Source organism: Enterococcus sp. DIV0660C (assembly GCF_017316125.1).
Taxonomy (GTDB): domain Bacteria; phylum Bacillota; class Bacilli; order Lactobacillales; family Enterococcaceae; genus Enterococcus_B.
Genome location: NZ_JAFLWA010000034.1, coordinates 86,597 through 101,128 on the forward strand (window position 1 = coordinate 86,597; position 14,532 = coordinate 101,128).

The following is a 14,532-nucleotide window of genomic DNA, read 5'->3' on the forward strand; positions in this document are numbered from 1 at the left end:
TTTTTTTTCAAGCTATTCTTCCAATTCACCCACACTTAAGATCATGCGAATATCGTCTTCTGTCAGCTTCGTTAATTGTTCTTCGTTTCCTTGAATTACTTTTTGGAACAACTCTCGTTTTTCTTTTTGTAAAGAGTTCATTCGTTCTTCAATCGTTCCTTCGGCAATCATTCGCCAAACTTCTACCACATTTTTTTGGCCAATTCGGTGCGCACGTCCGGCAGCTTGTTCTTCAATTGCGGGATTCCACCACAAATCATACAAGATAACCGTGTCTGCTCCCGTTAGATTTAACCCCGTTCCACCAGCTTTCAATGAGATCAAAAAGACATCTCGTTCTCCTTCATTAAAAGCATCTACCATTGTCAAACGATCTTGTGGTTTTGTACTTCCGCGTAAGTAGAAGGTTGTCATCCCTAGTTCTGCCAGCTCTTCTTCCAGAATACTTAGCATTCCAGTAAATTGCGAGAAGAGTAACACACGTCGGTTGTTTTCTTTTGCAGCAACTAACAGATCCTTCACTTGTTCTAGTTTTCCTGAGCCCCCTTGATAATCCTCAATAAATAAGCGCGGGTCACAACAAATTTGACGTAAGCGTGTCAAACCAGCTAAAATTCCGATTCGATTTTTCTTAAATGCTTCTGCATCCATTGAAGCTACTTCCTCCCGCATTTGCCGCAAATAAGCAAGATAAACTGTTTTCTGTTCTTCCGTCAAAGCAGAATATAAATTCATTTCTGTTTTTTCTGGCAAATCTTGAAGAACCGTTTGCTTGTCTCTTCTCAGAACAAACGGGCGAATCATCTGTGCAATCTCTTCTGTCGAAAGTTCCCTGAACTTTGTTCGATTCGGAAAGAAACCAGGCATGATTGTCGCAAACAATGACCAGAGTTCTTCTAAATTATTTTCAATTGGTGTTCCACTCAGCGCAAATCGTTGTGGAACTTGTAGTTCTCTTAAGGCTTGCGCCGTTTTCGTACTACTATTTTTTACCATTTGTGCCTCATCTAAAACCAAATATTGAATTGGCATCTCTTGATAATCAATAACGTCTTGTCGCAAACTAGCATAAGAGGTTACACGAATATCAACATCATTTTTAAGAAGTGTTTCCCGTTCTTTTTTATTTCCATTTACCACTTGGACACTTAACGAAGGTGCAAATTTTTTGATTTCTGCTTGCCAGTTATAAATCAGACTTGCAGGAGCAACAATCAGTGCAGATAGCTCATTTTTTTCTTCTTTTTCTGAAAGTAAAAAAGCAATTGTTTGCAGGGTCTTCCCTAATCCCATCTCATCCGCCAAAATTCCACCAAATTGATAATGACCAAGCATCTTCAACCACTGAAATCCTTGCTTTTGATAATCACGTAGTTCGGCATGCAATCCTTCAGGTAACGTTACTTCATAGTTTTCTGGTTGGATCAGATCCTGCACCATTTTTTTGAAAGAGTCACTAAAGGTTGCTCGACTTCCTGATAATTGGCTTTGAACAATCAAACCTTGGTTTTTGGGCACATGGATCGTTCCTGACTCCGAGCGAATCGATTCTCTCAATTGACGCAAAACTTCACTTGTTTGTTGAAATTCTTCTGAGTCAAAGGATAATACTTGACCATTTTCCAGTGTATAGAACGCATCATTGCGCAACAAGCTTTGTAATACATGATCGATTTCTTTTTCTTGGATGCCTGTCACATCAAACCGTATATCTAACCATGAACCTGTTTCAGTCACTTCAATTTGTGGTTGATGCTTTTGCGCATCCAAATACAGCTCGCGTAATTTTTTACCAATGCGAACTTCGCCAAATTGACGAAAAACAGCTAATTCTGTTCTAAAAAAAGCATATAATTCTTCTCCTGTAGGCAACACACGCTCATAGCCAGTTTCGTTTGCTTGATAGTGATACATCTTGAATAAGTCAATCACTCGTTGTTCTTGTGCTTGATCTCGTAAAATTTCACGAGAAGAGTCTGATTGTACTTCATGCTTCTTATCAGTTGAATAAATGACATCTTCATAAATGAAATCAATTCGTGCTTGAATTTTTCCTTTAGACTTTCTGAAGAAAAACACAAATTCAACAGGGATGTCTACAACTTCTGACTCTACATCCTCCGTTACTTCAACCTCTGCAATCTGAGACAACAAAGGTAGCAACTCTTTAAAAAGTGAAGAAAGCTGTTTCTTTTCAAATTTGACTTGCGGCGTTTCAAAACGCTTCATTAGTTGTTCCCAAGTAAGATAGATCGTTTGCTGTTGTTTCGTCAAAGAATAGAAAGTTCCTTGTATCATTCCCCATTGATAGTGGGTAAAAAATAAATCAAATGTCTTTTCAGCACGTAATAGATACGCATCATCTTCTTTAACTACTTTAAAATGCAGTGGCTTTTCTTGTTCTGAAAATTCAATTCCTTGATAGGTTTGTTGATCCACCATCACTTGCAAACGAGTGGTTTGGTTCATCTGCTCCAATAAATATTTTGCTTGCTCTACTGGTAACATCAAATATCGTTTGTCTAATTTTCCTTTGACTTGTAGTCCACTGACACCGAGTAGTTGTTGTGTTTGTGCCGTTCCAGCGAATAAGCTCAAAATCGTTTGATCTTCTCCTTGAAACGCGCGTCTATCCAATTCAAATTGATATTGTTTATTTACAGTGTACGATTCATTTTCTGTATAAGCTTGCAAAAAGTCATAGATATTTTTGACAATATAGGTTTTCTTAGGTGCTTTTAAATAGCCGATTCTCAAAGAAACTGCTAGTAACGCTAATTCTGGATGGTATTGATTGGTTTCAATTGCTTCGACTTGGTACTCAACAATTAGCGGCTGGATGGCACGCGTTGTTTGTTTCGTCTGTAAACGTGCAAACCCTTTGCTTAAAATATCACCTTCACTAACTGTTCGAACTGGTTCAAGCATCTGCTGATCTTTACTCATTACTCGAGAAACATTTTTGGAACGAAGATATAATTCAACAGCCACCGTATGTTTACAATAATGATGCTCTTCCCAATAAGGACACTGGCAATAATCAACTTCCTTTGCTGTACCATCTAAATCAATCATGTATAATTCGCTACCTAATACTTCAGCATGCCATACGTTATTTTCTTGATCAGGAACAACCGATAACACTCGACCTTCTTGCAAGTATTTGCGTCCGCGTTCAATCACTTTTTCCGGAATACTCCATTTCATCGTTATCAATCTCCCTTTATCCAAGATGATAGCGAACGGTACTTTGTCCACTACCTTTTGCATCGATTCTTATTTGTTGTAACACTCGTTCTTTTAACTCTCTTACGTGACTGATGATTCCTATCATCCTTCCTTCACTTTCAATTGTTTCTAAAGCTTCCATTGCCATCTCTAGAGCTTCTTCATCTAGAGAACCAAACCCTTCATCAATAAATAGTGCTTCAACAGTAATTCCGCCTGACTGTGCCTGAATAACTTCTGCCAATGCTAACGCTAACGAGAGGGCAGCAATGAAACTTTCTCCCCCAGACAAGGTATGTGCACTTCGTGTCATACCTGCTTCGTCATCATACACATTGATTTCCAATCCAGTTTTTCCACGATAGCTCCCAACTGAATCTGCTAACTCAAACTGATACCGATTTTTCGTTAGACGTTGTAAATGGTTGTTAGCTACTTGGAGCACTTCTTGTAAATACACTTGAAGGACATATCTTTCTAAACTGATTTTTTTCACATTTTCACCGTTAATTGTTTGTGAAAGTTGTTGTAACTGTGCCAACTCATCCAATTGCTCTTGACTAGTTTGATAAAGTGCTAAAAATTCTGTCACAATGGCTTGATTGTTTTCTTGTTGTTCTTGAATTTTATAGAGTGCTGTTTGTTGTTCTTCAATCAATTGTTTCCCTTGTGCAATCTGTTCAGCTAAATGTGCATCCTCTGGCATTTCAGCTGACAAATCCACGGATTCTAGTTGAGCCAGTTTCGCCTTAGTAATCAATTGTTCTTCTTGATATGTCGTAACAATTGTTTTGTACTCCTCATATTCAACTTGTTGCTGCGCAAAAGCTACTCCTGCATCTGCTGAGTCAAAATACTCTTGTTCAGCTAACAATCCTTGAATTTTTGTTTGTGTTTTCATTTGTTTGGCAACTAATTTTTCTAATTGTTCCATTAGTTGGCTGAGTTGTGCTTGCGTTAACGCAATGGATTGATCGATTTTTTCTCCAGCTACTTTTTCTTGAGCTAATTGTTCACTTTGCTCTTCTATTTGTTGAGCCAGCCGTTGTACGGTTTCTTCCAGTGTATCGATGTCAACTGTCGCTAATTGCTGCTTTAATGTTTCCAATTGTCCACTGCTATGCTGATGTTTCGCCAATAATTCCGTCTGAATCTCTTGTTGTTCTTCGACCGCTTGGCGATTTTTTTCAAGTTTTGCTTGCAAGGCTCCTTGCTCCGTCTTTGCTTCTCCTAATAATTGCTCTTCTTGAATTATTTTTTGCTCAATCTCACTAAACAAACCTGAAACTTTTTCATTGGTAACTGTTATTTTTGATGAATCCTCGATCAAAGGAAAGTCTTGTAATGATTCACTCAATGTTTGTTTGCAGTTTGCTTCTTTTATCAGTGAGTTAGCTAATTCTTTTTCTTCTTTTACTAATTGTTGTTCAAGCTTAGCTAAGTATGCTTCTTTTTGACCAAGAAGTAGGTTTAACGATTCTGCATGTGCTTCCGCATCTGCTAATTCTTTTTCCAGTTGCTTCACAGTTTGTTTTTCAGGTGCTTCATGACTGATATTTTCTAGTGGATGCTCGACAGAACCACAGACTGGACAAGGTTCCCCTGGCAAAAGCAATAATTGTAGTCGAGCAATTTGTTGCTTTGCCCACTGACTTTTAAGCCGAGCAATCTTTTCTTGATGTCTTGTTCGTTCTTCTTGAATTTCTTCGACTTCACTAGTTAACTGAACTAATTGCTGCTGACTCTGCGTTTTTTGTTGGTCAAGTTTTTGTGTTTCTTGTTGTGCACTTTCCCACTCTCTTTTTTGTTGCTGTAAGTTTGCAAATGTCAGTTGTTCTTTTGCTAATTCTTCTTGTGTTGTTAGGAGGTGTGTTATTTCTTGTTGACGTTTATTTAATACGCTTTGTTGCTCTTGCAAGTCTGCCAACTTTTGCGTACCATCAGTTAATTCCGCAGTGATCACTTGAAGTGACTCGTCTTGCTCCTTGTATTCTTTGACACGAGGAAGCAGTGTTTTCTTTTCTTGATAGTCATCATTTAACCGATCAACTGCTTCTTGCAAGTTTTGTCGTTCTTTTTCTTTTTCTTTCCACTGCGTAAATTTTTCTTGCAGCTCGTTCAACAAAAGGCGCTGCTTTGCCTCCTCTTCAAGAAGTGATTGTCGTTCATTTTCATACTCTTTGTTATGTGATACTGGGTCAATCAAACGTTGCCCAAACTCATAATAACAAATCCATTGTTGTTTTTCTGTTATTTCATCTTGCATTTCAAGCAAGTTTTCTAGTTTTTCAAGTAACGTTTGCTTCTCTGCTCTTTGTCTTTGTACAGATTGAATTTGATAATACTCTTTTTCTAGCTTTTCTTGAGCATCTTGTTCTTTTTTCAATTGTTGTTGAACGAGTTGGATTTTCTCTGCTAACACTTGTTGTTCTTTTGTCCAACACTGCATCACTTCTTCAAAGCTCAGTTCAGAAAAGTCTCGTGCTTCTAAAGAAACAAAGCGTTTTTGCAAAAGTAACAATTCCTGTTCTAAGTAATCAAGTTTTTTTTGTTGCTTTTTAGCTTTTTCTTTTAAAATTTCATTGAACTGTTGGAAAATCTGCGTACCAAATAAATTACGGAGCACCACTTCCTTTTCACTACTAGATGAAATCAAGAAATTACGGAATTCCCCTTGTGGCAGTAATACGATTTGTGAAAATTGCTTAGCATCTAAGTGTAAGAGTTCTTTAATCAGTTCATCGACTTCCCCGCGTTTCGTTAATTGACGTGCTTCTTTTCCTGATTCATCGAAAATCGTCAAGGAAACTTTCGCTGCTTGCTTACGATTCCCGTCACCTTTTAGCTTAGCCAATATCTGCTCAGGTTTACGCGTGACTTCATAAGTAAGTTTTTGATGTTCAAACGAAAAAGTGACACTGGTTTCTTCCGCCGGTGTCGCAAATAACGAACGCATCTCTTTTCCCGAGCGTAGTCTCCCTGAGGTTTCTCCAAACAAAGCATAAGTCATCCCATCAAAGATTGTCGTCTTGCCTGCACCTGTTTTCCCGCTAATCAAAAATAGAGGTGCTTCAGTCAAAAGTGAAAAATCAATGATTTCATCAATAAAGGGACCAAAGTTTTTTAATCGTAATTTTTGTGGTTTCATCACTGATCATTCCATTTCCATGAGTTCTTGTAGAGTTTCTGTGAGCCACTTTTCTTGATCATTGGTCAGTGGTTCATTTGTTATTTCTTTAAAGAAATTCATCGCCATTGATTTTGGATCCTTCATTTCTACTGTTTGTTTTTTTGTTATTGTTTCTAAACGACCATTTACTCGCTCCACACCTAAGATTCTTGGATAGATTTTCCGCAACTGATTCATCATATTAGGAATGATCGTTCGATCCATCAAGTAGATTTGTGTGTAATTTTCTCGATTAACAGTTTGGTAAAATGTTGGACTCAAGAGTTCTTTAAAATTGGCTTGTAATTCTTGGATATCATGTAGGGGTGTCAGCTCATGAAACGTCAATTGTAGCTTATCATTTAAATCAACAATCCAGACACCCTTTTTTTGATTGATTTCTGATAAAGAAAACTTCAATGGCGAGCCGCTATAGCGTGCATTTGCTTGGTGCAAAGCCGCTTGGTTATGCAAATGGCCCAATGCCACATAGTCAAAATCACTCAATAAGTCGCCAGATACTGCATCTAACCCGCCAACTTCAATTTTTGTTTCTGAGTCAGACTTTGAGCTTCCCGTTACAAAAAAGTGACTTACTAATACGTGTTTTTTATTTGGTTCAAATAGCGTCTGCATTTTTTCGACGACTAAAGCCATCGCTTGTTGAATTGTACGAATTTCATCGTCTTCAAAATATAAACGAGCGGCAATTGGTTCAAAGTAAGGTAACAAAAAGAATTGTGTATCACCAAATGTAATTGGTTGAAACGCTTCAGCAAACTGAGTGCGTAAGAAAAAATTAGATTGGCTAAACCAAGGTGTCCCTGTCGACAATCGAATACTACTATCGTGATTGCCAGAAATTGCGAAAATTGGAAATTTTTCTTCTAAATTCCAATCAATCATCAATTGATTAAACAATTGCACTGCTTCCGTCGCTGGCACGCTTCGATCATATAAATCGCCTGCAATAATGATTGCATCCACTTGTTCTTCTTTTGCTACCTTCAAAATATCTGAAATAACTTGCTTTTGTTCCTCAAGTAAATCATAGCCTTGTAATTTTTTACCAATATGCCAATCGGCCGTGTGCAAGAAACGCATATACTCACCTCAAAAAAATGTCCTTCTAATGATTATAACACTTCCCAGAAGGTCATAACAGAAATGTTTCACATCTCCTATATCTATAAAAAAAACAGAGAACAAACAAAAAGCTACGAAAAAATCAAAATTGATTTTCTCGCAGCTCCCTACTTATTTTATTTCATATTTAAAATCAGGATTTACTTCTTTGTCTAATTGATCAAACGCACCTTGTGTTCGCCGCTCAACTTCTTCCAAACCTTCCTTATCCATCTTTTTAATGTCAGATAAGTCGATGGGTTCTCCGAAGCGAACCGTTACACGTTTTCGCTTGAACAAATCGCCAAGTGTTAATGGTCCTTGATATACAGCTGGAACGATTTTCACTTTTGCCATTTTAGCAATCAGTGCCATTCCACCTTTTAACTCTGTTGCATGGCGCGTGCCACTTGGAAACATGATTAGCCCTAAGTCTGTTGATTTCAAGATTTTTACAGGCGTTTTGATTGCACTTGGCCCTGGCTTATCACGTTTGACAGGAAAAGCATTCGCATGTGTCAAAATAAATCGTAAAATTGAATTTTTGAACAACTCTTCTTTTGCCATAAAGCTAAATTTCTTTGGTGCTGCTCCAACTGCTAGATACAATGGGTCCCACCAAGTACGATGGGGCGCAACTAATATGTAATTCTCATCTTTAGGCAATAATTCTTTATTTTCATAGTGGGCATTGCCGTTGACTATTGCTAAGACAACTCGAACAACCCCGCGCATAAAACGATAAAACATAGACTCTTCCTTTCTCTTTGCTGAACATAGATAGTATGCCTAAAAAAATCTTCCTTGGCAAGCAAACTTGGTTCTTTTTGACAAACATAGTATAATACAAACGATTATTTTATTCACTTTGGAGGGAAACTTATGCTTCACGAAGACGAACGAATTGACCAATTATACGCAGAAGATATTAAAATTATCCAAAGTGCGCAAGTTTTTTCTTTTTCACTTGATGCTGTTTTACTCGCAAATTTTGCGCGTGTGCCAAAAAGAGGACAAATCGTTGACCTATGTGCTGGAAACGGTGCGGTCGGCTTATTTTTAAGTAAAAAAACCAATGCACAAATTGATTCGATCGAACTACAGCCTCGTTTAGCCGATATGGCGAAACGAAGCGTTGTGCTTAACCATTTAGAAGACCAAATCACTGTTCACACGACTGATTTAAAAAATAGTTTAGCAGTTGTTCGTCATAATTCTTGTGATCTCGTTGTCTGTAACCCACCTTATTTCAAAGGGCTACCTACGAACAAAAAAAATCCCAATGAACACTTAGCCATTGCTAGGCATGAGATTTATACAACACTCAACGATGTTATTCAAATCTCCAGCAAACTCTTAAAAACAAATGGCCGTTTTGCAATGGTACATCGTCCTGAACGTTTTTTAGAAATTTTGGATGTCATGCGTGAACATCAGATCATTCCAAAACGGATCCGTTTTGTCTATCCAAAAGTTGGAAAAGATGCGAATATTTTATTAGTCGAAGGCATAAAAGAAGGAAAATTAGATGGTTTCAAGGTTTCTTCACCACTTATCACTTATGATGAAGAAGGCCAATATACTCCAGAATTACGTGGTATGCTTTATGGAGACTAAGCATTACTTTTACGTACTCGCTTGTAAAGACAATACTTTTTATGGCGGATATACAACCAATCTTGAAAGGAGACTTGCCGAACACAATAACGGCACAGGAGCTAAGTACACTCGCTTACGTAAACGTCGGCCGCTACAAATGATTCACGCAGAATGTTTTGAAACTAGAAGCGAAGCAACCAAAGCAGAAGCAGCCTTTAAAAAATTAACTCGAAAGCAAAAAGAACTTTATTTAACTACGCATCTTTCGGTTATTCTTCCCAAAGATCTAACACACAAAACTTAACCTTGTTCCTTTTAGGACAAAAAAAGAATTGAGATGAAGATTCATCTCAATTCTTTTTTTATTGTTCTGTATCTAGCTCTTCTGATATGCTTGAGGTTGAGGAAGAAGCTGCACCGTTACTTAGGGTTTCACTGCCTTGACTCGTTGCCTCATCAGTTACTTCTGAATCTTTTGTTGACTCACTATCTGTACTTTTGCCACCTAATAATGCTTGGCTAACAAAGTGTGCATAATGGATCATTCCTTCAGGGTTTGGATGAACTTGATCATCGTAGAACCATTCGTTATGGTCTTTGCTATAGTCGTACCAATCAATTAGAGTCATGTTATCATATTTTTTCGCCATTTGAGCTAGCATATCATTTACATCATTTTGCCAGCGTTTAGTTGGTACTCGAACATTCACCCAGTAAACTTTGCGATCGCCTATCGCATCCATTACACTATCAAATTGCGTTTCTGAAAATGCACCGTTAGTTCCCAGTCCAACCAACACAGTATCTTTCAAGAGTTTTTGTTTTTTCAGTTCTTCAAGATAAGGTTCACTCGTATAAAGTTGACGCCCGACATCGCCATCCACAACTACTTTAGGATAAATTTCTTTTAAGTCCGTGGCTGCATCAAGCATGACTGAATCCCCAAAAGCTGTAAGTTCTAGTTTTTGTGCTTTCTTCCCTTGTGCTTTGGTCAAATCGTATTTATCCAAAATACTCTGATCCAATGCTCCAGAAGCTTTGCCATCTTCTTCTTTACTTTTTTCTGCTAATTTTTTGTTTGCTGCAATTTTTTCTTGTAATTGTTTTTGATCCGCTGTCACAGCATTCTTTGGTGCAATCGCAAAACCAACTAATGCGATCATGAAAACTAATAATCCGGGAATCAGCCATGGCTTTTCAAGACTGAGAATGGGTTTTTGGAACCACCCCTTAACAACTGAAAATGTTTTTCCATAATCAAAACGTGCCAACGGTCGTTCGATATAGCGGTAAGATAATTCACTGATCAGCAGGATCAAAGTTACTTCAATTATGGTGTGCATGAAAACGTGATCCCCAATATTAGAAACCTTTGCCTCATAAAAAATCATTACAGGAAATTGATAGAGATAAATGCCGTAACTTCTTTTCCCAATCCAAGTAAAGACCGGATTAGTTAGCCATTTATTCCAACTTGCACCAGGATGAGCTGTCACAGCAACTAATACAACACACAACAAGCTAACTAACAACATCCCACCGTAGTAAACAAAATCCATATGGTCATTGAAGAAAAAGAAAGCCGCAACCAATGAGACAAACGAAATCAACCCTGCAATATTCAATGTCTTCTTCGCTTGTTTAGGAATCTCTTTTTTCAAACGTGTGCTTGGCCAAACAAAAGCCAACGCACAACCAAGCCAAATTGAAAATAGTCGTGTATCTGTCCCATAATAAACACGAGTTGGATCTGCGCCAGGCGAATACAAAATCATCATCAAAATAGCTGAAATTCCTGACATTCCCAGCACAGTGTAAAAGATCCATTTTTTCTTTCGGACTAAAGTCATCAGTAAAACAAATATAATTGGCCAAAATAGATAATTTTGTCCTTCAACTGCCAAAGACCAGATGTGTGTGAATGGTGACTCATTGGCAAACCGATCAAAATAAGATAATCCATTATTGATCTGCCACCAATTGTTCACATAGAATAAACTGCTGATGACAGTCCCTCGCAAGTTATTTAACAAACCTCGCTGAAACAAAGTAATATACGCTGAAGCAGTAACTAATAAAAAGACTAAGCCCGGGTAAAGCCGCTTCATCCTTCGAACATAAAACTGCCAAATATTTATTTTTCCATTTTGTTCCCATTCTTGTCGCAATAAATCGGTAATCAAATAACCAGATACCACAAAAAATATCGGTACGCCCAAATAACCACCTGTCATTGTTCTTGGTAACAAATGATAGAGAATAACACCCATTACGGCTAAAGAACGAATACCATCAAAGCCTGTGATATAGCGACTCTTTTTCAATCTTTTTTGTTTTTCCATTCAATCTTCCAACTTTTCATAAACTTTTTTCATTTGTAATATACGTGCATTATAAGAAAATAGCAAGACTTATTTAAACTTCTTACTATCTTTTCTATCATCCCACAAAATTTGGCAAAAGAACAATGATTTCATCGACTTTAAGAAATTTTCAAAAGAAATAGCGCATTACCTCCTTTTTGCTTCAAACTAAGATTTGATGAAACAATTTATTTTTTGTGGTCACGAATAAACGGGTAAAAAAACAGGATAAAACGAACAATCGTTTTATCCTATCCGATTCTTTTTTATTTTCTCTTTAAACGCCATCTTCATAGAAACGGCCTAAAATTTGAACATTTTCTGCAATACTTACGAAAGCGTCCGGATCAGAGGCTTTCATTGCTTCTCTTAATAGCGGGAGTTCATAACGAGTCACAATCGTCATCAAAACTGTTTGCTTATCATGTTTGTATGCACCTTCTGCTTCATTGATGATCGTGATCCCTCGACGCATACATTTTTGAATTTCATTCACGACTTTTTCAGGGTGTTTTGTGACAATCATAACCTGCATTTTCTTCTGTTTCGTGTAAAAAACATCTGTCACTTTTCCGCTAACAAAAATCGACAACGTGCTATAAAACATGTATTGCCAACCAAACAAGATTCCTGCAACAAAAACAATCAACGCATTGAAATAAATCGAAATAGATCCAATTGATTTCCCTGTTTTCTTTCGTATCGTAATACTGACGATATCTAGTCCGCCCGAAGATAAACCATTTCTAAGTACTAAACCTATCCCCGCCCCCATCACTGCTCCACCAAATAATGCACAGATGATTGGATCAGTTGATAACACTGTTTCGGGAACGATGTGGATGAATAGCGAGGTCAACGTGACCGTAATAAACGTGAAAATTGTAAATTTCTTACCGATTTTAAACCAAGCTAAGAAAAACAACGGAACATTCAATAGGTAAAGAGTTGTTGATACAGGTACTTCAAAACCAATCAGTGATTTGGATAAGGTGGTTAAAATTTGTGCCAGACCAGTAATACCACTTGAATAAATATGACCTGGTTGATAAAAAAGATTTAACGCAATTGACGCAATTAACGCATAAACAATAGATACCGAAAGCTTGGTCGTATAATCGTGATAGGCCCAATTTTCGAACGTTTTTTTCATGAAAAAGCCTCGCTTTACATAATTATGGCTCTATTATAAGGTTTTTTCGTATAAAAAAAAAGAGGAGATGGCAAAAGCTTAAGACTTTTACCATCCTCTCAGAAACATTTCTTTTTTAACTCATTTTATTCTTCAATCTCTGTAACATCAATACTCAATTCTGCTAACTGGAATGGCGAAACTAAACTTGGTGCTTCACTCATGACATCAGCAGCTTTTCCGTTTTTAGGGAAAGCAATCACTTCGCGGATATTTTCTTCACCTGCAAGTAGCATAGCAAAACGATCTAAGCCTAAAGCAATTCCGCCATGTGGAGGGAAACCATAGTCCAATGCAGTTAATAAGAAGCCAAATTGTTCTTCCATTTGTTCTTTCGTGAAGCCAAGTGTTTCAAGAACTTTTTCTTGTAACTCACGCGTATGGATACGAATTGAACCCCCGCCAAGTTCATAACCGTTTAAAACGATATCGTAAGCTTCCGCATAGACTTTCGCTGGATCTGTACCCAGCAACTCAACATCTTTGGCTTTTGGCATCGTAAATGGATGATGTGCAGAAACATAGCGACCTTCTTCTTCTGAATATTCAAATTGTGGCCAATCAGTTACCCACAAGAAATTGAATTTTTCTTCATCAATCAATCCTAGCTCTTTTGCTAAACGCGTACGAAGAGCACCTAATGATGCTGCGACAACTTCTGCTTTGTCTGCACAGAATAACAATAAATCACCAACTTGGGCATCTGTTGCTTGAATGATTTCTTCGCCAGCTTCACTCATGAATTTTGCGATTGGTCCTTTCAAACCTTCTTCTTCCACTTTCAGCCATGCAAGTCCTTTTGCTCCAAATTGACCAACATATTGACCTAAATGATCTAAATCTTTTCGAGAATAATTGCCAGCAGCACCTTTTACATTCAAAGCTTTAACTACTCCACCATTTTCTAAAGCCATTTGGAATACTTTAAACTCGATGGATTTCACCGTTTCACTTAAATCGATCAGTTCCATTTCAAAACGTGTATCAGGTTTGTCACTGCCGTAGCGACTCATTGCATCATCATAAGTCATTCTTGGGAATGGCAATGTTACATCTAATCCACGAACATCTTTCATGACTTTCGCAATTAAACCTTCTGTATAGGTTTGAATTTCTTCAGAAGTTAAAAAAGTTGTTTCAATATCAACTTGGGTAAATTCCGGTTGACGATCGCCACGTAGGTCTTCATCTCTGAAACAACGTACGATCTGATAATAACGATCAAATCCTGCATTCATCAATAATTGTTTAAATAATTGTGGTGACTGAGGCAATGCGTAGAAATGACCTGCATGGACACGAGAAGGAACTAAATAATCACGTGCGCCTTCGGGTGTTGATTTACCTAAGTAAGGTGTTTCAATGTCTAGGAAATCATTATCATCCAAATAGTGACGAATGGCTTTAGTTGTTTCGTGACGCATTTTAATATTCTTTGTCATTTTCGGACGACGCAAATCTAAATAGCGATATTTCAAACGAACTTCATCACTGATTGTTTGATCATCTTCAATCGAGAAAGGGGGTGTTTTTGCTTGGTTTAAAATTGTCATTTCATTGGCAATCATTTCGACTTCACCCGTTGCCATTTTCGTATTGATTGCATTCTCAGCACGACGTTTGATCACACCAGTTACTTCAATTACATATTCACTTCGGCATTTATCTGCTACTTCCCAAGCTTCTTTCGAAATTTCTGGGTTGAAGACTACTTGCACAATTCCTTCACGGTCACGTAAGTCAATGAAAATCAATCCACCTAAATCACGACGTTTTTGTACCCAACCCTTAAGTGTAATTGTTTGATCTAATTGTTTCTGGGAAACAAACCCACAATAAATTGTCCTTTTTGCCAT

General features: G+C 37.6%; 9 protein-coding genes. 2 read left to right on the forward strand and 7 right to left on the reverse strand.

Going from position 1 to position 14,532, the window contains the following annotated elements; genetic code table 11:
- Positions 1-12: 12 nt before the first annotated feature.
- The 4 genes from DOK81_RS09415 to DOK81_RS09430 form a co-directional block, all read right to left on the reverse strand.
- Positions 13-3,207, reverse strand: a complete 3,195-nt coding sequence (locus DOK81_RS09415; protein ID WP_206910282.1) for a DEAD/DEAH box helicase — start codon at positions 3,205-3,207, stop codon at positions 13-15.
- A 16-nt stretch (positions 3,208-3,223) separates the two neighbouring features.
- Positions 3,224-6,376, reverse strand: coding sequence for an AAA family ATPase (locus DOK81_RS09420; RefSeq protein WP_206910283.1), 3,153 nt, complete (start codon positions 6,374-6,376; stop codon positions 3,224-3,226).
- Between the two features lie 6 nt (positions 6,377-6,382).
- Positions 6,383-7,501 (reverse strand): exonuclease SbcCD subunit D, encoded by a 1,119-nt coding sequence (locus DOK81_RS09425; RefSeq protein ID WP_206910284.1) that lies wholly within the window; start codon positions 7,499-7,501, stop codon positions 6,383-6,385.
- 153 nt (positions 7,502-7,654) lie between these two features.
- Positions 7,655-8,272, reverse strand: coding sequence for a 1-acyl-sn-glycerol-3-phosphate acyltransferase (locus DOK81_RS09430; RefSeq protein ID WP_067483031.1), 618 nt, complete (start codon positions 8,270-8,272; stop codon positions 7,655-7,657).
- A gap of 132 nt (positions 8,273-8,404) precedes the next feature.
- On the opposite strand from DOK81_RS09430, the gene DOK81_RS09435 reads away from it, so the two are divergent.
- Both DOK81_RS09435 and DOK81_RS09440 read left to right on the forward strand, forming a co-directional pair.
- On the forward strand, positions 8,405-9,139 hold the full coding sequence (locus DOK81_RS09435; RefSeq protein ID WP_206910285.1) for a tRNA1(Val) (adenine(37)-N6)-methyltransferase: 735 nt from the start codon (positions 8,405-8,407) through the stop codon (positions 9,137-9,139).
- Positions 9,129-9,425: a GIY-YIG nuclease family protein gene (locus tag DOK81_RS09440; protein ID WP_206910286.1), complete on the forward strand. Its 297-nt coding sequence runs from the start codon at positions 9,129-9,131 to the stop codon at positions 9,423-9,425. The genes DOK81_RS09435 and DOK81_RS09440 overlap by 11 nt, the downstream gene beginning before the upstream one ends.
- A 58-nt stretch (positions 9,426-9,483) precedes the next feature.
- Here the strand turns inward: DOK81_RS09440 and DOK81_RS09445 are convergent, their stop codons facing one another.
- From DOK81_RS09445 to aspS, 3 genes are all read right to left on the reverse strand, one after another.
- Complete coding sequence (locus DOK81_RS09445) at positions 9,484-11,463, reverse strand: acyltransferase family protein (RefSeq protein WP_206910287.1); 1,980 nt, start codon at positions 11,461-11,463, stop codon at positions 9,484-9,486.
- Positions 11,464-11,761: 298 nt separating this feature from the next.
- On the reverse strand, positions 11,762-12,637 hold the full coding sequence (locus DOK81_RS09450) for a YitT family protein (RefSeq protein ID WP_206897679.1): 876 nt from the start codon (positions 12,635-12,637) through the stop codon (positions 11,762-11,764).
- Between the two features lie 125 nt (positions 12,638-12,762).
- The gene (gene aspS / locus DOK81_RS09455; RefSeq protein ID WP_206910289.1) at positions 12,763-14,532 is read right to left on the reverse strand and encodes an aspartate--tRNA ligase; all 1,770 of its coding nucleotides are present in this window, start codon (positions 14,530-14,532) and stop codon (positions 12,763-12,765) included.

Coding starts and splice junctions, on each gene's coding strand:
- DOK81_RS09415 (WP_206910282.1), bottom strand. CDS start 3,207: ATGAAATGGAGTATTCCGGAAAAAGTGATTGAACGCGGACGCAAATAC.
- aspS (WP_206910289.1), bottom strand. CDS start 14,532: ATGGCAAAAAGGACAATTTATTGTGGGTTTGTTTCCCAGAAACAATTA.
- DOK81_RS09445 (WP_206910287.1), bottom strand. CDS start 11,463: ATGGAAAAACAAAAAAGATTGAAAAAGAGTCGCTATATCACAGGCTTT.
- DOK81_RS09425 (WP_206910284.1), bottom strand. CDS start 7,501: ATGCGTTTCTTGCACACGGCCGATTGGCATATTGGTAAAAAATTACAA.
- DOK81_RS09430 (WP_067483031.1), bottom strand. CDS start 8,272: ATGTTTTATCGTTTTATGCGCGGGGTTGTTCGAGTTGTCTTAGCAATA.
- DOK81_RS09440 (WP_206910286.1), top strand. CDS start 9,129: ATGGAGACTAAGCATTACTTTTACGTACTCGCTTGTAAAGACAATACT.
- DOK81_RS09450 (WP_206897679.1), bottom strand. CDS start 12,637: ATGAAAAAAACGTTCGAAAATTGGGCCTATCACGATTATACGACCAAG.
- DOK81_RS09420 (WP_206910283.1), bottom strand. CDS start 6,376: ATGAAACCACAAAAATTACGATTAAAAAACTTTGGTCCCTTTATTGAT.
- DOK81_RS09435 (WP_206910285.1), top strand. CDS start 8,405: ATGCTTCACGAAGACGAACGAATTGACCAATTATACGCAGAAGATATT.